This window comes from Pseudomonas sp. H3_E04 (assembly GCF_054668915.1).
In genome coordinates, this window is the sequence record NZ_CP162797.1 from 2,972,188 (window position 1) to 2,991,151 (window position 18,964).

Here is an 18,964-nt window from a genome sequence, read left to right on the forward strand (position 1 = left end):
AGTCGCCTGCGGATTGACCAAGGCTTGATTGTGATTTTTTTGCACCAAAACTGCACAACACGTCTACGCTCACTGGGTCGAGCATCCGCCAAATACTCAATATGGGGTGAACCGGTAACGTTTTTTGCTGTCCCGCGCACCTTTGGTGCGTTGCAACACCATTGGGCAAACCACGTCAAGCGTGTGACAAAAGAGGCTCGAGGCCCCGTTTTCACAAGGTTTTCACATATGCGGGCGCCCCACAGAAAAATAACCGCAGCAATTTCGCGGTTTGTGCACGCTTGTTGCATTAGTAACCGTATGGACTATAAGCGCACCACTGGAAGTGGTCGCCTGAAGCCAATAAAAACAGTGGCAGGGTTGCCCGATGGAGATTCAAGTGTTTTGCCAGGGACTCTTTTTTAGCGATGCAAAAAGGCCCGGAAACAGCGATAAAGTTGTCAGTCCGGCTGCATCGGTACTGTGAATTTGCGACATCCAGCGCTCCTTTCGCGACAACGCCGTAAAGAAGCTGAAAGGTTGGTTTCGCAAGTATCGCCAACATTGTCGGCGTGATATAAGTTTGCGCCGACACAAAAAGAAAGAGCCGCCCAGATAATAAAACAGGTGGGACGGCAGTACTCTTCTAAAACCAAAGGAGCAAATCACGATGCGCGTGATGAAGTGGAGCATGATCGCACTGGCAGTTGCAGCAGCAGCCAGTTCGCAGTTGGCTACGGCCGCCCCGTTTGTAAGTGACCAGGCAGAAGCCAAAGGTTTCGTTGAAGACGCGACACTCACCGAGACGTTGAAGAACTACTACTTCAACCGCGACAACAAGAACGGTGGCCGTGACCAGAAAGACTGGACCCAGGGTTTCCTCGGCAACTTCACCTCCGGTTATACCCAGGGCACCGTGGGTGTAGGTATCGATGCCTACGGCTATCTGGCCTTGAAACTGGATGGCGGTGACGGTACCTCCGGTACTGGCAACATGAGCCGTAGCGATACCGTCAAGGCGAACGGCTATGCTCGCGACGTCAATGACAGTCAGGGCAAAGCAGGCGCTTCGATCAAGTTCCGCGTCTCCAAGACCGAACTGAAATTCGGCGACATGCAGCCAAGCACCTCTCCAGTGTTCGCTGTCGGCGGTTCCCGTATCCTTCCGCAAACTGCCACTGGCTTCCAGTTGCAGAGCAGCGAAGTCAAAGATCTGGACCTGGAAGCCGGCCACTTCTACTCCGGCTCCAGCCAGGACAAGAACGCACGCGATGGCGGCCTCTACGCTACCTACGCCGGTGTTGAAGCGAACAACATCGACTACTTCGGCGGCAAGTACTCGATCACTGACAACCTCACTGCATCGCTGTACGGCGCCAAGCTGGAAGACATCTGGAACCAGTACTACGCCAACGTGAACCTCACCACCCCGTTCGGTGGTGATACTTCGCTGAACACCGACTTCAACATCTACCGCACCACCGACACCGGTAGCGCCGAAGCGGGCGACATCAGCAACACCACGTTCTCGCTGGCAACCGCTTTGTCGTTCCTCAAAGCGCACACCTTCACCCTGGCGTTCCAGAAGGTCAACGGCGACACCCCGTTCGACTACATCGGCGTGGGCAAGAACAACCGTGGTGGCGACTCGATCTTCCTTGCCAACTCCATCCAGTACTCTGACTTCAACGGCGCTGGCGAGAAATCCGTGCAAGCCCGTTACGACCTGAAAATGGCCGAGTACGGCGTTCCTGGCCTGAGCTTCATGGTTCGTTACGTCAAAGGTTGGGATATCGACGGTACCAACACTCCAGCTGGCAGCGCTTACGCCGGTCTGTATGGTGAAGATGGCAAACACCACGAAACCAACTTTGAAGCCAAGTACGTTGTTCAAAGCGGTCCGGCTAAAGACCTGTCCTTCCGCATTCGTCAAGCTTGGCACGTTGCCAACGCCGACGAAGGTGAAGGCGACGTCAAAGAGTTCCGTCTGATCACCGAGTACCCGCTGAACATCTTGTAATTGTCAGTGGTTAGTTTCACAGCATAAAAAAAGGCCCATCTTCTGATGGGCCTTTTTTATTTTCACTTGTTTTAAAGACTGACTACCAAAGCAAGTAGTTAGCTAGCAACCTATCATTGCGCCGCCGATTCCTGCACTACACGTATAACCCGCTGCGGAAAAGGAATATCAATACCAGCACTCTTCAAACGATCACGCGCCTGTTCATTGAACATGAACATCACATCCCAATAGTCCGCAGTTTTAACCCAGACGCGCAGGGACACCGTGATCGAACTGTCACCCAATGTCGAAATCACCGCCTGTGGCTCCGGGTCCTGCATGACGCGGGGATCCTTGGCCAGATCCAGCAATACCTGGCGGGCCTTCTGCAGATCCGCTTCGTAATCCACGCCCACATCAAACACGACTTTGCGGGTTGGCTGACGATTGGTGTTGGTGATGATGCCGTTCGACAGGTTGCCGTTGGGCAGGATGATGGTCTTGTTGTCACCGGTACGCAGCACGGTGTGGAAAATCTGGATGCTGTCGACGGTGCCCGCCACGCCTTGGGCTTCAATCCAGTCACCGATGCGGAACGGACGAAACAGCAGAATCAGCACGCCGCCAGCGAAGTTGGCCAGGCTGCCCTGCAAGGCCAGTCCGATCGCCAGACCGGCAGCACCGATAGCCGCAACGAACGAGGTGGTTTCGACGCCGATCATCGACGCGACGCTGACAATCAGCAGCACCTTGAGAATGATGTTGGCCAGGCTGCTGATAAAGCCTTGCAGCGCCAGATCGGCATTGCGCAGAGCCAGCAGACCGCCGAGTTTCTGCGTGACCTTGTTGATCAGCCACCAGCCGATCGCCAGGGTAATCACTGCCAGCAGTACGCGGCTGCCGTATTCCATGATCATCGGGATCCACGCCTGGGACGCTTTGACCAGGTGGTCCACTTCCGCATTCAAATCCATGTTCTATCTCCTGATTTCCGGCTTCCCGGGGTGTATTCAAAACAACAAAACAACTGTGGGAGCGAGCCTGCTCGCGAAAGCGGTGTGTCAGTCAACTCTTCGCTGAATGAAACACCGCATTCGCGAGCAGGCTCGCTCCCACGTAGCCTTCAGACCAAGCTTAGTCGCGGAAGTTGTTGAACTGCAGCGGCATGCCGAATTCCTTGGCACGCAGGGCCGCGATGGCTTCCTGCAGGTCGTCGCGCTTCTTGCCGGTGACACGCACCTGCTCGCCCTGAATGGCGGCCTGGACCTTGAGCTTGGCTTCCTTGATGTGGCCGACGATCTTCTTCGCCAGCTCTTTGTCGATGCCTTCCTTGAGGATGGCGTCCTGTTTCATCAGCTTGCCGGAAGCGTAGGCGTCCTTGACCTCAAGGCACTGCACGTCGATCTTGCGCTTGGTCAGCGCGAGTTTGAGGATTTCGATCATCGCTTCGAGCTGGAAAGCCGCTTCGGCGGTGAGGCTGACAGTCAGGTCTTTTTCCTTGAACTCGAAGCTGCCTTTACCTTTCAGGTCATAACGACGATCGAGTTCCTTCACGGCGTTCTCGACCGCGTTGGTGAGTTCGTGTTTGTCCAGTTCGGATACCACGTCGAACGACGGCATGTAATCTCTCCAATAAAAAGGCGCGCTCGATGTGCATGGAGCGCGCTTGGCTTGCGGTTAAAATCGGGCTCATTATAACGGGTCTTTTCCTACCGATACGGCGAGCCGCACATGCCTGCAAGCAATCGAGCAAAAAACTGATGTCGACCACCTGGCACGTACTTGGCGCCGGCAGTCTCGGCACACTCTGGGCGACACGTCTGGCCCGCGCCGGCTTGCCCGTGCGCCTGATCCTGCGCGATGCGGCGCGCTTGCAAAGCTACGAGACAGTGGGCGGATTAACCCTGGTAGAAAACGGACAAGCTCACACTTATGCAGTTCCCGGCGAAACCCCTGACAGCCCCGAGCCCATTCGCCGATTGCTGGTCGCGTGCAAGGCCTATGACGCCGAAGAGGCCGTCGCCCGTCTCGCTTCACGCCTCGCTCCGGACGCCGAACTGATCCTTCTGCAAAACGGCCTCGGCAGTCAGGACGCCGTGGCCGCGCGGGTACCGCAAGCGCGCTGCATCAGCGCGTCCAGCACCGAGGGCGCGTTCCGCGCTGGCGATTGGCGCGTGGTGTTCGCCGGCCACGGTTTCAACTGGCTGGGCGATGGCGCAAATCCGCTGGCGCCGATCTGGCTGGATGACCTGCAAGCGGCGAACATTCCCCATGAATGGAGTGCTGATATCCTCACTCGGCTATGGCGCAAACTGGCGCTGAACTGCGCGATCAACCCACTGACCGTGCTCCACGATTGCCGCAACGGCGGGCTGAGCGAGCATCACTGCGAAGTCGCCACACTCTGCGCCGAACTGGCCGAACTGCTCCAACGTTGCGGCCAACCTGCGGCGGCGGAGAATCTGCATGCAGAAGTCGAACGGGTGATCCACGCCACCGCCGCCAATTATTCTTCGATGTATCAGGACGTCGCCAACCAGCGCCGCACCGAGATCAGCTATCTGTTGGGCCACGCCTGCAAAGTCGCCGAGCGCCATCAGTTGCACCTGCCGCATCTGCACCAATTGCAGCAACGTCTGGTCGCTCATCTGCACAAGCGTGGATTGCCCAGCGACTGAGCAGCCGCTAGGCTGACGACTTGTTCCCCTGCTGCGATAAACCTGATGCCATTGCGCCAGCGCCTCGAAAACCTGCCGGTCGGCCAGAAACTGCTGGCCGCCCTGCTGGTGTTGTTGACCACGGTTCTGCTGGTCGCCAACCTGACCTTTATCAGCGCCGCCTACTACATTTCTCAGGAAAGCATGGCGCCACAAGCCTTGCAGACCATCGGCCGGCTGATAGCCAATCCGAGTTTGGTCAGCGATGCGCTGGAGTCGCCGCGCAGCGCCGAGCGCCTGCTCAAGGAGCTCGACAGTTATTCACCGCTGCGCGCCGCCGCCCTGTACGACGGCAAGGGTGAACGTCTGGCGCAGGTGCAGCGCGGCGACAAACTTCACTTGCCGGAGCGCTATCGGCATGTCGAAGCCTGGCAACTCACCGAGTTTCGCAGCAATCAACTGATCACCCTGCCCCGTCCCGGTGCTGCGCCGGGGCATCTGTTGCTGGTAGCCAGTAGCGAGCTGCCGATGGCGTTCTACACCGGCACGCTGACCGCCAGCCTCGGCATCCTGATTTTCAGCGTTTTGTTGTGGCTGGTGATTGCCCGGCAGATCAAACGTCTGATCACCCGCCCCATTCATCAGCTTGAGGAATTGTCCCGGCAGGTCACCCGCGAAGAAAACTACGCGCTGCGCGCCGCACGCGGTAACCATGACGAAATCGGCAGTCTGGCCGAGGCCTTCAACACCATGCTTTCGCGCATCGAAGCTCGCGAGCAGCAGCTCAAACGCGCCCGCGACGACTCGCAGGCCGCCTACGATCAGGCCCAGGGGCTGGCCGAGGAAACCCGCCACACCAACCGCAAACTGGAGCTGGAAGTCCAGGTGCGCAGCAAGATCGAGAAGAAACTCACCGGCTTCCAGAATTACCTCAATAGCATCATCGACTCGATGCCGTCGGCGCTGATCGCCCTCGACGAGCAGCTTTACGTCACCCAGTGGAACCAGGAAGCCAGCGCGCTCTCCGGCACGCGTCTGGACGAGGCGCTGAACCAACCGATCTTCCTCGCCTTCGAACCGCTGAAACCGTTTTTGCCGCAGCTCAAGGCCACCGTCGAACAGCACACCGTGGCCAAGGTCGACCGGGTGACCTGGTTCAAGGACGATGAACCCAAACACTACGCACTGACTTTTTATCCGCTGATGGGCGGTGCCGGGCGCGGCGTGGTGATCCGCATCGACGACATCACTCAGCGTCTGTCGCTGGAAGAGATGATGGTGCAGTCGGAAAAAATGCTCTCGGTCGGTGGCCTCGCCGCCGGCATGGCCCACGAAATCAACAACCCGCTCGGTGCGATCCTGCACAACGTGCAGAACATCCGGCGGCGTCTGTCGGCGGATCTGCCGAAGAACATCGAGACCGCCGAGCAACTGGGCATCGAACTGGACACGGTGAACCGCTACCTGCAAGGCCGCGAAGTCCCGCAATTGCTCGACGGCATTCAACAGGCCGGCGCCCGTGCGGCAAAAATCGTCACGCACATGCTCAGCTTCAGCCGCCGCAGCACCCGACAAATGGCGCCGTGCGATCTGCCGGCGCTGATCGATCAAGCCGTGGAAATCGCCGGCAACGACTTCGATCTGGCCATCGGTTTCGACTTCAAGGGCCAGGCGATTATCCGCCAGTTCGACCCGGCCTTGGGTCCGGTGCCGGGCACCGCCAATGAGCTGGAACAGGTGCTGCTCAATCTGCTGAAAAACGCCGCGCAGGCGATTCATCAGCGCGAAGACGACAGCGAGCCGGGCCGGATCATTCTGCGCACCCGGCTCAATCCGCCGTGGGCCGAGATCCAGGTCGAGGACAATGGCATCGGCATGAGCGAGAACGTGCGCAAGCGTACCTTCGAGCCGTTCTTCACCACCAAGGAAATCGGCCAGGGCACGGGGCTTGGTCTGTCGGTGTCGTACTTCATCATCACCAACAATCACAAGGGCCAGATGGAAGTGCAGTCGGCGCCCGGCCAGGGCACTTGCTTCACCCTGCGTCTGCCGCTGGCGCAACCTGCGCCGTTGACCACCGAAACCAATTCACTACCGAGGTAACCCATGGGCTTTCGCTTGTCGAAGATCTACACCCGCACCGGCGACAAAGGCGAAACCGGCCTCGGTGATGGCCGCCGCGTTCCCAAGGATCACCCGCGCATCGAGGCGATCGGTGAGGTCGATACGCTGAACAGTCAGGTCGGCGTGCTGCTCGCCGGTTTGCTCGCCGAGCGTGAAGTGCACCCGGGACTGAATGAAATCTTCGAAGTGTTGGCGCCGTGTCAGCATCGCCTGTTCGACCTCGGCGGCGAATTGGCGATGCCTGAATATCAGGCGCTGAATGAGGCCGAAATCGAGCGACTGGAAGCGGCGATCGATGTGTGGAATGAAGAGCTGGGGCCGCTGGAGAACTTCATCTTGCCGGGTGGTTCGATGCTGATTGCGCAGGCACATGTCTGCCGTAGCCTGGCGCGCAGTGCCGAGCGGCGCTGTCAGCATTTGAACTCGGTCGAGCCATTGGCCGGGGTTGGCCTGGCGTATATCAATCGGCTGTCGGATTTGCTGTTTGTTGTGGCGCGGTTGATTGCGCGGCGGCAGGGAGTGGCGGAGATTTTGTGGCAGCCGGCTGCTAAACCTGAAGGAAAGTAGCGCCTGTCAGGGCGCCTTCGCGAGCAGGTTCGCTCCCACATTTGACTGCATTCTGACTGGAGAAATGCAATCCACTGTGGGAGCGAGCCTGCTCGCGAAGAGGTCGGTAACCCTTACACTGGATCCGGCCAGAACGCCCGAATTCCCGCCACACCCTGAGCCCCAGCACGCCAGGCTTTCTCGCGCTCCGCCGGCCCTACTCCACCGAGCAGAAACACCGGTTTGCTGAAATCGTCGATCAATGCCTGTGCCTGCTCCCACCCCAACGGCTGCGCATCCGGGTGCGTCAGCGTCGGCTGCACCGGTGACAGGGTGACAAAGTCGACGCCCATCTGCTCGGCCAGCGCCAGCTCTTCGGCGTTATGGCAGGATGCCGCGAGCCAGCGCTCGGCCGGCAACGGACGTCCTGCCGCTGCGTATTTACGCAGTTGCGCAGCGGTGATGTGCCAACCGGCTGACGGGAAATCGCCGAGCCATTCGAAGGGCCCTTTGATCATCAACTGCGCCTTGCCGGCGCACAGGCCCACCGCATCCACCGCCAGATCGCGGTATTTCGGGTCGTAGCCGTTCGGTGCGCGCAGCTGGATCAGTTTGATGCCGCCAGCAATCGCCGTCTGGATGCCGCGCAACAAGGCCGGGCCTTCCAGATCTTCCGGAGTGATCAGGTATTCGGCAGGCAAACGCGCTGCCGCGACGATCGGCTGATTGGCCGCCGGGAACTCGTAGTTGATCAACTCCCTGGCAGTGACCCAAGCCAGCGGCTGGCCTTCCGCACCGTGGGGCTCGCCGCTGAACGCCGAGACTTCCCAGACATCCAGCAACACCTGTTTGTCCGGGTAATCGTGGCGAATTTTGATCAGCGGACGGGCAGCATCAACGACGATGCCCAGCTCTTCATGCAGCTCGCGAGCGAGTGCCGATTCGACCGACTCGTCAGCCTCGACCTTGCCACCGGGAAATTCCCACAAGCCGCCCTGATGCTGAGTGTCGGCACGGCGGGCGATAAGGATTTTGCCGGCGCCGTCACGAATGACGGCAGCGGCGACGTGGACGCGTTTCACGGGGTCAATTCCTCCAGTCCAGCCTTTTGCCACGCTTTGAAGGCGGGCCATTGGTAGACGGTTTCAACATAAGCTTCGTCGACTGTCGGCAGCTTCACCTGATAGGTGCGCAGGCGCACGGCGATCGGCGCGAAAAAGGCATCGGCGAGACTGACACGACCGAACAGGTAAGGCCCCTCTTCCGTCGCTGCCGCGCGGCATTCGGCCCATAGCGCGAGCATGCGCTCAATATCGACCTTCACTTCCGGCGGCACCGGGTTCAGCGGTGCGTCCTGGCTCAGGTTGAACGGCATGTGGTTACGCATCGCGAAGAAGCCGCTGTGCATTTGTGCGCAGGCCGAGCGGGCCTGGGCGCGAGCGAAGGTATCGCTCGGCCAGAGTTGCTCGGACGGAAACTGCTCGGCGAGGTATTCAGCGATGGCCAGCGAATCGGCGATGGTGCCACGGGTGGTTTGCAGCAGCGGTACTTTGCCGGTCGGCGAATGCTTGAGCAGGCGCTCGCGGGTGTCGGGCTTGCCGAGCCTGATCAGCTCTTCGCTGTAGGGCGCGCCGGTCAGCTCCAGCGCCAGCGCCGCGCGCAGGGACCAGGAGGAAAGCAGTTTGTCGCCGATGATCAGGTGCAGGGACATGGTGTGGCGCCTTTTCGTCAGAGGAATGCTTCTGAATGGGTTGTGTCCGGATCGCCGTTTTCGCGAGCAGGCTCGCTCCCACAGAAAACCGAACTGCAGCGAGAATACCCTGTGGGAGCGAGCCTGCTCGCGAATGGAGCGGCTCGGTCCCGGATCAGGTCAAGTACGGTATTCAGCGTTGATCTTCACGTACTCATGCGACAGGTCGGTGGTCCAGATGGTTTCGCTGCAATCACCGCGCCCCAGTTCGATGCGGATGGTGATTTCTTCCTGCTGCATCACCGCCGAGCCCTGGGCTTCAGTGTAGGTCGCGGCGCGGGCGCCACGGCTGGCAATGCACACGTCACCGAGGAACACGTCGATCTTGCTCACGTCCAGGTCCGCCACACCGGCACGGCCAACGGCGGCGAGGATCCGGCCCCAGTTCGGGTCGGAGGCGAACAGCGCGGTCTTGATCAGCGGCGAGTGCGCCACGGTGTAACCGACGTCCAGGCATTCCTGATGATTGCCGCCGCCATTCACTTCGACGGTAACAAACTTGGTTGCGCCTTCGCCGTCGCGCACGATGGCCTGGGCGACGTCCATGCACACTTCGAACACCGCCTGCTTCAGCTTGCCGAACAGCTCGCCTTCAGCGCGGGTGATTTCCGGCAACGCGGCTTTGCCGGTGGCGATCAGCATGCAGCAGTCGTTGGTCGAGGTGTCGCCGTCGATGGTGATGCGGTTGAACGACTTGTTGGCGCCGTCGAGCATCAGGTTGTGCAGCACCTCGCGGGAGACTTTGGCATCGGTGGCGATGTAGCCAAGCATGGTCGCCATGTTCGGGCGAATCATGCCGGCGCCTTTGCTGATGCCGGTAACAGTAATGGTCACGCCGTCATGCTCGAACTGGCGGCTGGCGCCCTTCGGCAGAGTGTCGGTGGTCATGATCCCGGTGGCTGCGGCTTCCCAGTTGTTCTCGGACAGGTCGTCCAGCGCGGCTTGCAGTGCGCCTTCGATCTTCTCGACCGGCAGCGGCTCGCCGATCACGCCAGTGGAGTACGGCAGAATCTGGCTGGCATCGACGCCGGTCAGCTCAGCGAGTTTGGCAGTGGTGCGCTCGGCGGCGGCCAGACCCGGTTCGCCGGTGCCGGCGTTGGCATTGCCGGTGTTGGTCAGCAAATAACGCACGGCATTGTGTACGCGTTTTTTTGCCAGGATCACCGGCGCGGCGCAGAACGCGTTCAGGGTGAACACGCCAGCCACGGTCGAACCTTCAGCACAGCGCATCACCACTACATCCTTGCGCCCCGGGCGCTTGATGCCGGCCGAGGCGATACCGAGTTCAAAACCGGCAACCGGGTGCAACGTTGGCAAAGGACCAAGACCAACAGCCATGAATGCGCTCCTTACTAATGATGTCAGCACCGCCACGGGAAAGGACGGTGGGATAAATGGCAAAACGCCGCGACGGCAGGAGCCGGTCGCGGCGCGGGGTGTTCAGCGATTGAAACGGGTTTTACTGGATCTGCCCGTGGCAATGCTTGTATTTCTTGCCCGAACCGCAGTAGCACAGTTCGTTGCGGCCCAGCTTCTGCTCGTTGCGCACCGGGGCAGCGGCGGTGGCCAGTGCCACATCGACGTCTTCACCCAGCGCTTCCGGCTGATCCAGCCCCGGCGCTTCGGCGTGTTCGAACTGCATGCGCGCAGCCAGTGCTTCGGCTTCCTGACGCAGGCGTTGCTCTTCGGCTTCCGGATCTTCGCGACGAACCTGAACGTGCGAGAGCACGCGGATCGAGTCGCGCTTGATCGAATCGAGCAGTTCGGAGAACAGCGTGAACGACTCGCGCTTGTATTCCTGCTTCGGGTTCTTCTGTGCATAGCCACGCAGGTGAATGCCGTGACGCAGGTGATCCATGGTCGACAGGTGGTCTTTCCACAGGTCGTCCAGCACGCGCAGGACGATCTGCTTCTCGAACGAGCGCAGCGCCTCGGCACCGGCCTGGTCTTCTTTCTCGTTGTACGCCGCCATCAGCTCGGTCATGAGCTTCTCGCGCAGGGTTTCTTCGTACAGGTGATCGTCTTCGTCGAGCCATTGCTGGATCGGCAGCTTCACGCCGAAATCGCTTTCGATCGACGCTTCCAGACCGGCCACGTCCCACTGCTCTGGCAGCGATTGCGGCGGAATGTGCGCGCTGACGGTAGCGTTGAGCACGTCCTGACGGAAATCGGCGATGGTCTCACCGATGTTGTCAGCGGCCAGCAACGTGTTACGCATGTGATAGATCACTTTACGCTGTTCGTTGTTGACGTCGTCGAACTCGAGCAGTTGCTTGCGGATGTCGAAGTTGCGGCCTTCAACCTTGCGCTGCGCCTTTTCGATCGCGTTGGTCACCATGCGGTGCTCGATCGCTTCGCCCGGCTGCATGCCCAGGGCTTTCATGAAGTTCTTCACCCGGTCAGAGGCGAAGATGCGCATCAGGCTGTCTTCCAGCGACAGGTAGAAGCGGCTCGAACCGGCATCGCCCTGGCGGCCGGCACGGCCACGCAGCTGGTTGTCGATACGGCGCGATTCGTGACGCTCGGAAGCGATCACCTGCAAGCCCCCGGATTCCAGCACTTGCTGGTGACGCTTCTGCCAGTCGGCCTTGATCTGGGCGATCTGCTCAGGAGTCGGGTTCTCCAGCGAAGCGACTTCCACTTCCCAGTTGCCGCCCAAGAGGATGTCGGTACCACGACCGGCCATGTTGGTGGCGATGGTCAGCGCACCCGGACGACCGGCCTGAGCGATGATTTCAGCTTCTTTTTCGTGGAACTTGGCGTTGAGAACCTTGTGTTCGATGCCTTCTTTGACGAGCAATTCAGACATGTGCTCGGAGGTCTCGATGGTCGCGGTACCCACCAGCACCGGACGACCGGCGGCCATGCTTTCCTTGATGTCGGCCACGATCGCCGCGTATTTCTCTTCGGCGGTGAGGAACACCAGGTCGTTGTAGTCTTTACGCGCCAACGGCTTGTTCGGCGGAATGACCATGACTTCCAGACCGTAGATCTGGTGGAATTCGAACGCTTCGGTGTCGGCGGTACCGGTCATGCCGGACAGCTTGGTGTACAGACGGAAGTAGTTCTGGAAGGTGGTCGAGGCCAGGGTCTGGCTCTCGGCCTGAATGTTCAGACCTTCCTTGGCTTCGATAGCCTGGTGCAGGCCCTCGGACAGACGACGGCCCGGCATGGTACGACCGGTGTGTTCGTCGACCAGTACGACCTGGCCGTCCTGAACGATGTATTCGATGTTGCGGTTGAACAGCTTGTGCGCACGCAGACCGGCGTAGACGTGAGTCAGCAGGCCAAGGTTATGCGCCGAGTACAGGCTCTCGCCTTCGGCCAGCAGGCCGACGCGGGTGAGCATTTCTTCGATGAACTGGTGACCGGCTTCGTTGAGTTCGACCTGACGGGTCTTTTCGTCAACGGTGTAGTGGCCGGCCTTGGTGACCTGGCCTTCGACTTCCTCGACGTGAAGTTCCAGCTGCGGGATCAGTTTGTTGATCTCGGTGTACAGCTTGGAGCTGTCCTCGGCCTGACCGGAAATGATCAGCGGGGTACGCGCTTCGTCGATGAGGATGGAGTCGACTTCGTCGATCACGGCAAAGTTGAGTTCGCGCTGGAATTTTTCATCCATGCTGAACGCCATGTTGTCGCGCAGGTAGTCGAAACCGAATTCGTTGTTGGTGCCGTAGGTGATGTCGGCGGCGTAGGCGGCACGCTTCTCTTCCGGCGGCTGGAACGGCGTCACGACGCCGACGGTCAGGCCGAGGAATTCATACAGCGGGCGCATCCAGTTGGCGTCGCGGCGGGCCAGGTAATCGTTCACGGTCACAACGTGCACGCCCTTGCCGGACAGTGCGTTGAGGTAAACACCCAGGGTGGCGACGAGGGTCTTGCCCTCACCGGTGCGCATTTCGGCAATCTTGCCTTCGTGCAGGGTCATGCCGCCGACGAGTTGCACGTCGAAGTGGCGCATGCCCATCACGCGCTTGCCGGCCTCGCGGGCTACGGCAAAGGCTTCCGGCAACAGCTTGTCGAGGGTTTCCCCTTTGGCGATACGGGCCTTGAACTCGGCGGTCTTGGCGCGCAATTGATCGTCCGAAAGGGCCACCATTTGCTCTTCGAAGGCATTGACGAGCTGCACCGTCTTGAGCATGCGTTTGACTTCACGCTCGTTCTTGCTTCCAAAAAGTTTCTTTAACAAAGGCGCAAACATATCGGCAGGATCTTCCACACTAAAGGGATGGAGGGCGGCCCCGTGAGTCGCCCGTGCAGCCCTCATGGCCGCATGCGAACGAGCATTCTACCCGGAAACGGTGGTGAGGAAAGTGGCGATGTTCCACGATGCTGGCACTGCGCTTTGACGGGGCTCACTTAAAATAGGGGCGTTTTGCTCAACTTCAACCCGTCGAGGGAAAGAAGTCAGGCGTTGATTTAATGAGCAAAGCAGGGACAAAAGCAATGGGCCAGAGGTTCCACAGCTTTCTGCTAACATGGCGCCTCTGTGACTTCAGGTGTTTAATCATGGCGTTTCGCCCTCTCACGGCCAGAGCCCCCGCCGTTCTGCTACGCGAAGCCAAACCGCTGAAAGCCATCCTCGGCCATGCCCAGCGCCTGGAGCATTTGCAGCGTCTGCTCGAAAGCCAGCTGCAACCGGCCGCCCGTGAACATTGCCGGGTGGCCAAGTGGCGTGAGGGCGAACTGTCGCTGGTGGTCACTGACGGCCATTGGGCAACGCGCCTGCGCTACCAGCAAAAACGCCTGCAACGGCAGTTGCAGCTGTTCGAAGAGTTCGCCAACCTGACCCGGATCAAATTCAGCGTACGCCCGCCGATCGTGCAGCATCGGGCAACTGGGCACACGATGGATTTGTCGAGCAGTGCGGCGGAGACGATTCAGTCGACGGCCGACGGGATCAGCGATCCGGGACTGCGCGCGGCGCTGGAGCGGCTGGCGGCGCATGCCAAGGGGAAAGCCTGAAGCAAAATCAAAAGATCGCAGCCTTCGGCAGCTCCTACAGAATGAATGCATTTCAACTGTAGGAGCTGCCGAAGGCTGCGATCTTTGCTTTTAGCGGCGCTTGCTGCCTCCGAGCAGAGACCCCATCAACCCGCGTACCAACTGCTTGCCAAGGTTATTGGCCGCCTGGCGCATGGCTGATTTCAGCGCCTGCCCTGCCGCCGTGCCGAGGAATTCTCCCGCGCGATCAGCCAGGCTCGGCTCTTCGGCCGCCGGTTTGCCCTCTGATGTTTCAGCCTCGGGCGCCAGCCCTTTGCGTCCCATCAAAATCTCATAGGCCGACTCACGATCGATCGGCTTGTCATAACGGCCCTTGAACGGCGAGCCAGCGATCAGCACGGTGCGCTCGGTTTCAGTCAGCGGGCCGATCCGCGATTGCGGCGGAGCCACCAGCACGCGCTGGACCATTTCCGGCGTGCCCTTCTCGGTCAGCGTGCCCACCAGCGCCTCGCCAATCCCCAGTTCGGTCAGCACCGACAGGCTGTCGAATGCCGGATTCGGCCGAAAACCATCGGCCACGGCGCGCAGGGATTTCTGCTCTTTCGCGGTGAACGCGCGCAGGCCATGTTGAATGCGCAAGCCCAACTGCGCCAGCACGTCATCCGGCAGATCCGCTGGCGATTGGGTGACGAAGTAAACGCCAACACCCTTGGAACGGATCAGGCGCACCACCTGCTCAAGCCTTTCTTGCAGAGCCTTGGGCGTATCGCCGAAGAGCAAGTGCGCCTCATCGAAAAACAGCGCCAGCAGCGGCTTGTCAGCATCGCCGCGCTCGGGCAGTTGCTCGAACAACTCGGCCAGCAACCACAGCAGGAACGTTGCGTAAACCTTCGGCGCTTCGTGCACCAGCCGACTGGCGTCGAGCAGATGGATGCGTCCACGGCCATCGGCGCCCGGTTGCAGGATGTCTTCAAGTTGCAGCGCCGGCTCGCCGAACAGGGCTTCGGCGCCCTGCTGTTCCAGCGTCGCCAAACGGCGCAGCAGCGCCTGGCTGGAACCGGTGGTCATCAGTGCCGCATCTTCGCCCAGCAGCTGCGGATTGTCCTTGAGGTGATTGAGCAGCGCTTTCAGATCCTTGAGATCCAGCAACAGCAAGCCTTCGCGATCCGCCACTTTGAAAGCCGCGTACAGCGCCGACTGCTGGCTGTCGGTCAGCTCCAGCAGGCTGCCGATCAGCAGCGGCCCCATTTCGCTCAGGGTGGTGCGCAGCGGATGACCGGATTCACCGTGGATGTCCCACAGCGTCACGGGATAAGCCTGCGGCGTGTGACCGAGCCAGGGCATGCCGGCGATGCGCTCGGCCACTTTGCCCTGCGGGTTGCCAGCGGCGCCGAGCCCGCAGAGGTCGCCCTTGATGTCGGCGGCGAACACCGCCACACCGGCGTCGCTGAACGCTTCGGCCAGACGCTGCAATGTCACGGTCTTACCGGTGCCGGTGGCGCCGGCAATCAGCCCGTGGCGGTTGGCCAGGCGCATGGCCTGAGCGATGGGTTGCGCGGCCGGATCAGCGCCGATAACGAGTTGCGAAGAGTCAGGCATTTTCTCACCCAATGGTTAATCTTTGATGACACATGGCCGATACATCAATTGGACAGGCCCGTCAGAAAATCGGGTCGGACATTTCCCTAAGGAGAGCCGGAAATTTCAGTTTTTCAACCTTGCCCATAGTGCGCGTCTCTATCAAAGCACGCCCAGGACATTAAGACCTTAGCGGAACCCCAAGCCATGAACAAAAACCTGCGCTTCAGCCATAAGATTTTGCTTGCCGCCGCCCTCATCGTCATTGCCGCTTTCGCCTCGTTCACGTTGTACAACGATTGGCTGCAGCGCAATGCGATCCGCGATGACCTGAACAATTACCTCAACGAGATGGGCGAGGTCACCGCCGGCAATATCCAGACCTGGCTCAGCGGGCGCATCCTGCTGATCGAGAACGCCGCGCAGAACATCGCCATCAATCCGGAACCTGCCACGGTCGCCAGCCTGCTCGAACAGAAAAGCCTGACCTCGACGTTCATGGCCACCTACCTGGGCGATGCCACCGGGCATTTCACCATCCGCCCGGACGTGAAGATGCCGGACGGTTTCGATCCGCGCGTGCGCCCTTGGTATAAAGGCGCCGAAAGCAGCAGCACGTCGACCCTGACCGAACCCTACATCGATGCGGCCACCGGCCAGTTGATCATCTCCATCGCCACCGCGTCGAAAAAGGCCTGGCAGAGCGTTGGCGTGGTCGGCGGCGACCTGAGCCTGCAGTCGCTGATCGATACCCTCGCCGCACGGGATTTCGACGGCATGGGCTACGTGTTTCTGGTCAGCGCCGACGGCAAGATCCTCGTCCACCCGGACAAGGCTCTGGTGATGAAGTCGCTCAAGGAAGCCTATCCGCAGGACACCCCGCGCATCAGCAGCGATTTCAGCGAAGTGACGGTTGATGGCAAAACCCGCATCGTCACTTTCGCCCCGATCAAAGGCCTGCCGTCGGTGAACTGGTACATCGGCCTGTCGATCGATAAAGACCAGGCCTACGCGATGCTCAGCGAATTCCGCACCTCGGCGGTGATCGCGACCATTATTGCCGTGGCGATCATCATTGCCCTGCTCGGCATGCTCATTCGCCTGCTGATCCAGCCGCTGCACGTGATGACCCGCGCCATGGAAGACATCGCCGACGGCGAAGGCGACCTGACCAAACGCCTGAACATCGTCAATAACGATGAATTCGGCATCCTCGGCACCGCGTTCAACCGCTTCGTCGAGCGCATTCACGGTTCGATCCGCGAAGTGTCCTCGGCCACCGGCCAGGTCAACGAAGTAGCCCTGCGCGTGGTCGCTGCGTCGAACTCGTCGATGTACAACTCCGATCAGCAAGCGTCGCGCACCAGCAGCGTCGCCGCCGCGATCAATCAGCTCGGCGCCGCCGCCCAGGAAATCGCCCGCAACGCCGCGCAAGCATCGAATCAGGCCAGCGACGCCCGGGGTCTGGCCGAGGATGGCCAGCAAGTGGTCGAGCGCAGCATCAAGGCGATGAATCAACTGTCGAGCATGCTCAGCGCGTCCAGCACCAACATCGAGTCGCTGAACAGCAAGACTGTCAACATCGGCCAGATTCTCGAAGTGATCACCAGCATTTCCCAGCAGACCAACCTGTTGGCGCTGAACGCCGCGATCGAAGCAGCGCGCGCCGGTGAGGCCGGTCGTGGTTTTGCTGTGGTGGCCGACGAAGTGCGCAATCTCGCGCACCGCACTCAGGAATCGGCGCAACAGGTGCAGACCATGATCGAGGAGCTGCAAGTCGGCGCCCGGGAATCGGTGAGCACCATGAGCGACAGCCAGCGCCACAGTCAGGACAGCGTGGAGATCGCCAACCTTGCCGGCGAACGCCTGAACAGCGTGACCTTGCGCATCGGTGAGATCGACGGGATGAACCAGTCGGTGGCGACCGCGACTGAAGAGCAGACTGCGGTGGTCGAGTCGATCAACGTCGATATTACTGAGATCAATACGCTGAACCAGGAAGGCGTGGAGAACCTGCAGGCGACCTTGCGCGCGTGCTCGGATCTGGAGCAGCAGGCTTCGCGTCTCAAGCAACTGGTGGGCAGCTTCAGGATTTAAGAGCAAAAGATCGCAGCCTTCGGCAGCTCCTACAGGGGAAACGCATTCCAATTGTAGGAGCTGCCGAAGGCTGCGATCTTTTTGCATGTGCCCTGCACCGCGCGATCCCGACCGAACATCTATTCTGGATAACGGTCAACCAAGGGAGAACAACGCAGCGGAGGGTTGCTCACCGTGCATATCGCCGACATCACCATGTTCTACGCCCCGGCCAGCGGAGGCGTGCGTACTTATCTGGATGCCAAACACCGTCGCCTCGGCGACCGCAGCGGTATTCGTCATAGCCTGCTGATCCCCGGCGCGCGACTGGGTGAACATGACGACATCTACACGGTTCCAGCGCCTGCCCTGCCTTTCGGCAAAGGCTATCGCTTCCCCCTGCGCCTGGCGCCCTGGCGCAACGTCCTGCAGGATTTGCAGCCGGATCTGATCGAAGTTGGCGATCCCTACCTCACCGCATGGGCGGCGCTGGATGCGCGGCGGCAACTGGATGTGCCGGTGATCGGCTTTTATCACTCGGATCTGCCGCTGCTGGTGGGCAATCGCATGGGCCATTGGGTCACGCCGAATGTCGAGGCTTACGTCACTCGTCTCTATGGCAATTTCGACCGCGTTCTCGCGCCAAGTCAGGTAATGGCTGACAAGCTCACCGGGCTCGGCGTACGCAATGTTCATGTGCAACCGCTGGGCGTGGATCTGCACACTTTTCACCCCGATGCGCGCGATCCCGGCCTGCGCGCCGAACTGGGGATTGCCGAAGACACCCGCCTGCTGATCTTCGCCGGGCGCGGTTCCAAGGAGAAAAACCTGCCGGTGTTGCTCAAGTGCATGCAGCGTCTCGGCCCGCGTTATCACTTGCTATTGGTCGGCTCCTCAATGCCCGCTGCGGTACCGGATAACGTCAGCGTCATCGACGAATTCTGCCCGGCGCCGAAAGTCGCGCGGCTGATGGCCAGCGCCGACGCACTGGTGCATGCCGGCGACCAGGAGACATTCGGGCTGGTCATCCTTGAGGCCATGGCCTGCGGCATTCCCGTGGTGGCGGTGGCGGCCGGGGCGTTTGAAGAAATCGTCAACGACTCCTGCGGTCTGCTCTGTGCACCGAATAACCCGCAAGCCATGGCCAATGCCGTGCGCGAGCTGTTCAGTCGCGGCTGCGTCCGCCTCGGTCAACAGGCGCGCCAGCACGTCGAACGGCATTATGCCTGGGACACCGTGGTCGACAGCCTGCTCAGCCACTATCACGCCGTGCTCGGCCATACGCTGCCACGGGTGGCCAATGGTTGA

The 18,964-nt window shown here is 60.4% G+C and carries 14 protein-coding genes and 1 pseudogene; 8 read left to right on the forward strand and 7 right to left on the reverse strand.

Features of this window, described 5'->3' with window-relative positions; genetic code table 11:
* Positions 1-649: 649 nt before the first annotated feature.
* Complete coding sequence (locus AB4N53_RS13395) at positions 650-1,999, forward strand: OprD family porin (RefSeq protein WP_076563946.1); 1,350 nt, start codon at positions 650-652, stop codon at positions 1,997-1,999.
* 113 nt (positions 2,000-2,112) lie between these two features.
* On the opposite strand, the gene AB4N53_RS13400 is transcribed toward AB4N53_RS13395, so the two are convergent.
* Positions 2,113-2,955 (reverse strand): mechanosensitive ion channel family protein, encoded by an 843-nt coding sequence (locus AB4N53_RS13400; protein WP_460121012.1) that lies wholly within the window; start codon positions 2,953-2,955, stop codon positions 2,113-2,115.
* 160 nt (positions 2,956-3,115) lie between these two features.
* Positions 3,116-3,601, reverse strand: coding sequence for a YajQ family cyclic di-GMP-binding protein (locus tag AB4N53_RS13405; protein ID WP_016773491.1), 486 nt, complete (start codon positions 3,599-3,601; stop codon positions 3,116-3,118).
* Between the two features lie 140 nt (positions 3,602-3,741).
* Here AB4N53_RS13405 and AB4N53_RS13410 point away from each other — a divergent pair, with 140 nt between their 5' ends.
* The 3 genes from AB4N53_RS13410 to AB4N53_RS13420 are packed head-to-tail and all read left to right on the forward strand — an operon-like array spanning position 3,742 to position 7,329.
* Positions 3,742-4,659, forward strand: a complete 918-nt coding sequence (locus tag AB4N53_RS13410; RefSeq protein WP_460121014.1) for a putative 2-dehydropantoate 2-reductase — start codon at positions 3,742-3,744, stop codon at positions 4,657-4,659.
* Between the two features lie 45 nt (positions 4,660-4,704).
* Positions 4,705-6,741 (forward strand): sensor histidine kinase, encoded by a 2,037-nt coding sequence (locus AB4N53_RS13415; RefSeq protein WP_460121016.1) that lies wholly within the window; start codon positions 4,705-4,707, stop codon positions 6,739-6,741.
* 3 nt (positions 6,742-6,744) lie between these two features.
* Positions 6,745-7,329: a cob(I)yrinic acid a,c-diamide adenosyltransferase gene (locus tag AB4N53_RS13420; protein WP_460121018.1), complete on the forward strand. Its 585-nt coding sequence runs from the start codon at positions 6,745-6,747 to the stop codon at positions 7,327-7,329.
* A gap of 113 nt (positions 7,330-7,442) precedes the next feature.
* Here the strand turns inward: AB4N53_RS13420 and AB4N53_RS13425 are convergent, their stop codons facing one another.
* From AB4N53_RS13425 to secA, 4 genes are all read right to left on the reverse strand, one after another.
* Complete coding sequence (locus tag AB4N53_RS13425) at positions 7,443-8,390, reverse strand: Nudix family hydrolase (protein ID WP_460121020.1); 948 nt, start codon at positions 8,388-8,390, stop codon at positions 7,443-7,445.
* Positions 8,387-9,019: a glutathione S-transferase family protein gene (locus AB4N53_RS13430; protein WP_460121022.1), complete on the reverse strand. Its 633-nt coding sequence runs from the start codon at positions 9,017-9,019 to the stop codon at positions 8,387-8,389. Before AB4N53_RS13430 ends, AB4N53_RS13425 begins: the two co-directional genes overlap by 4 nt.
* A gap of 159 nt (positions 9,020-9,178) precedes the next feature.
* The gene (argJ, locus tag AB4N53_RS13435) at positions 9,179-10,396 is read right to left on the reverse strand and encodes a bifunctional glutamate N-acetyltransferase/amino-acid acetyltransferase ArgJ (protein ID WP_460121024.1); all 1,218 of its coding nucleotides are present in this window, start codon (positions 10,394-10,396) and stop codon (positions 9,179-9,181) included.
* 121 nt (positions 10,397-10,517) lie between these two features.
* Positions 10,518-13,259, reverse strand: a complete 2,742-nt coding sequence (secA, locus tag AB4N53_RS13440) for a preprotein translocase subunit SecA (protein WP_460121026.1) — start codon at positions 13,257-13,259, stop codon at positions 10,518-10,520.
* Between the two features lie 308 nt (positions 13,260-13,567).
* Between secA and AB4N53_RS13445 the strand changes: the two genes are divergently transcribed.
* Positions 13,568-14,023, forward strand: a complete 456-nt coding sequence (locus AB4N53_RS13445) for a DUF721 domain-containing protein (protein ID WP_460121028.1) — start codon at positions 13,568-13,570, stop codon at positions 14,021-14,023.
* Between the two features lie 90 nt (positions 14,024-14,113).
* Here AB4N53_RS13445 and AB4N53_RS13450 read toward each other — a convergent pair whose 3' ends face one another.
* Positions 14,114-15,601, reverse strand: coding sequence for a helicase HerA-like domain-containing protein (locus tag AB4N53_RS13450; RefSeq protein ID WP_460121030.1), 1,488 nt, complete (start codon positions 15,599-15,601; stop codon positions 14,114-14,116).
* Positions 15,602-15,931: 330 nt separating this feature from the next.
* Between AB4N53_RS13450 and AB4N53_RS13455 the strand changes: the two are divergent.
* The 3 genes and pseudogenes from AB4N53_RS13455 to AB4N53_RS13465 all read left to right on the forward strand — a co-directional run.
* A pseudogene (locus AB4N53_RS13455) lies at positions 15,932-16,771 on the forward strand (HAMP domain-containing protein); the annotation flags it as partial.
* Positions 16,772-16,912: 141 nt separating this feature from the next.
* Positions 16,913-17,677, forward strand: coding sequence for a methyl-accepting chemotaxis protein (locus AB4N53_RS13460; protein WP_425375757.1), 765 nt, complete (start codon positions 16,913-16,915; stop codon positions 17,675-17,677).
* A 195-nt stretch (positions 17,678-17,872) separates the two neighbouring features.
* Entirely contained in the window at positions 17,873-18,964 is a 1,092-nt protein-coding gene (locus AB4N53_RS13465; RefSeq protein ID WP_460125454.1) for a glycosyltransferase family 4 protein, read from the forward strand.

Excerpts from the sequence above, each read along its gene's own strand:
- AB4N53_RS13400 (WP_460121012.1), bottom strand. The coding sequence starts at position 2,955 with ATGGATTTGAATGCGGAAGTGGACCACCTGGTCAAAGCGTCCCAGGCG.
- AB4N53_RS13460 (WP_425375757.1), top strand. The coding sequence starts at position 16,913 with ATGTACAACTCCGATCAGCAAGCGTCGCGCACCAGCAGCGTCGCCGCC.
- AB4N53_RS13395 (WP_076563946.1), top strand. The coding sequence starts at position 650 with ATGCGCGTGATGAAGTGGAGCATGATCGCACTGGCAGTTGCAGCAGCA.
- AB4N53_RS13420 (WP_460121018.1), top strand. The coding sequence starts at position 6,745 with ATGGGCTTTCGCTTGTCGAAGATCTACACCCGCACCGGCGACAAAGGC.
- AB4N53_RS13430 (WP_460121022.1), bottom strand. The coding sequence starts at position 9,019 with ATGTCCCTGCACCTGATCATCGGCGACAAACTGCTTTCCTCCTGGTCC.
- AB4N53_RS13415 (WP_460121016.1), top strand. The coding sequence starts at position 4,705 with ATGCCATTGCGCCAGCGCCTCGAAAACCTGCCGGTCGGCCAGAAACTG.
- AB4N53_RS13465 (WP_460125454.1), top strand. The coding sequence starts at position 17,873 with ATGTTCTACGCCCCGGCCAGCGGAGGCGTGCGTACTTATCTGGATGCC.
- AB4N53_RS13410 (WP_460121014.1), top strand. The coding sequence starts at position 3,742 with ATGTCGACCACCTGGCACGTACTTGGCGCCGGCAGTCTCGGCACACTC.
- secA (WP_460121026.1), bottom strand. The coding sequence starts at position 13,259 with ATGTTTGCGCCTTTGTTAAAGAAACTTTTTGGAAGCAAGAACGAGCGT.
- AB4N53_RS13450 (WP_460121030.1), bottom strand. The coding sequence starts at position 15,601 with ATGCCTGACTCTTCGCAACTCGTTATCGGCGCTGATCCGGCCGCGCAA.
- AB4N53_RS13445 (WP_460121028.1), top strand. The coding sequence starts at position 13,568 with ATGGCGTTTCGCCCTCTCACGGCCAGAGCCCCCGCCGTTCTGCTACGC.
- AB4N53_RS13405 (WP_016773491.1), bottom strand. The coding sequence starts at position 3,601 with ATGCCGTCGTTCGACGTGGTATCCGAACTGGACAAACACGAACTCACC.
- argJ (WP_460121024.1), bottom strand. The coding sequence starts at position 10,396 with ATGGCTGTTGGTCTTGGTCCTTTGCCAACGTTGCACCCGGTTGCCGGT.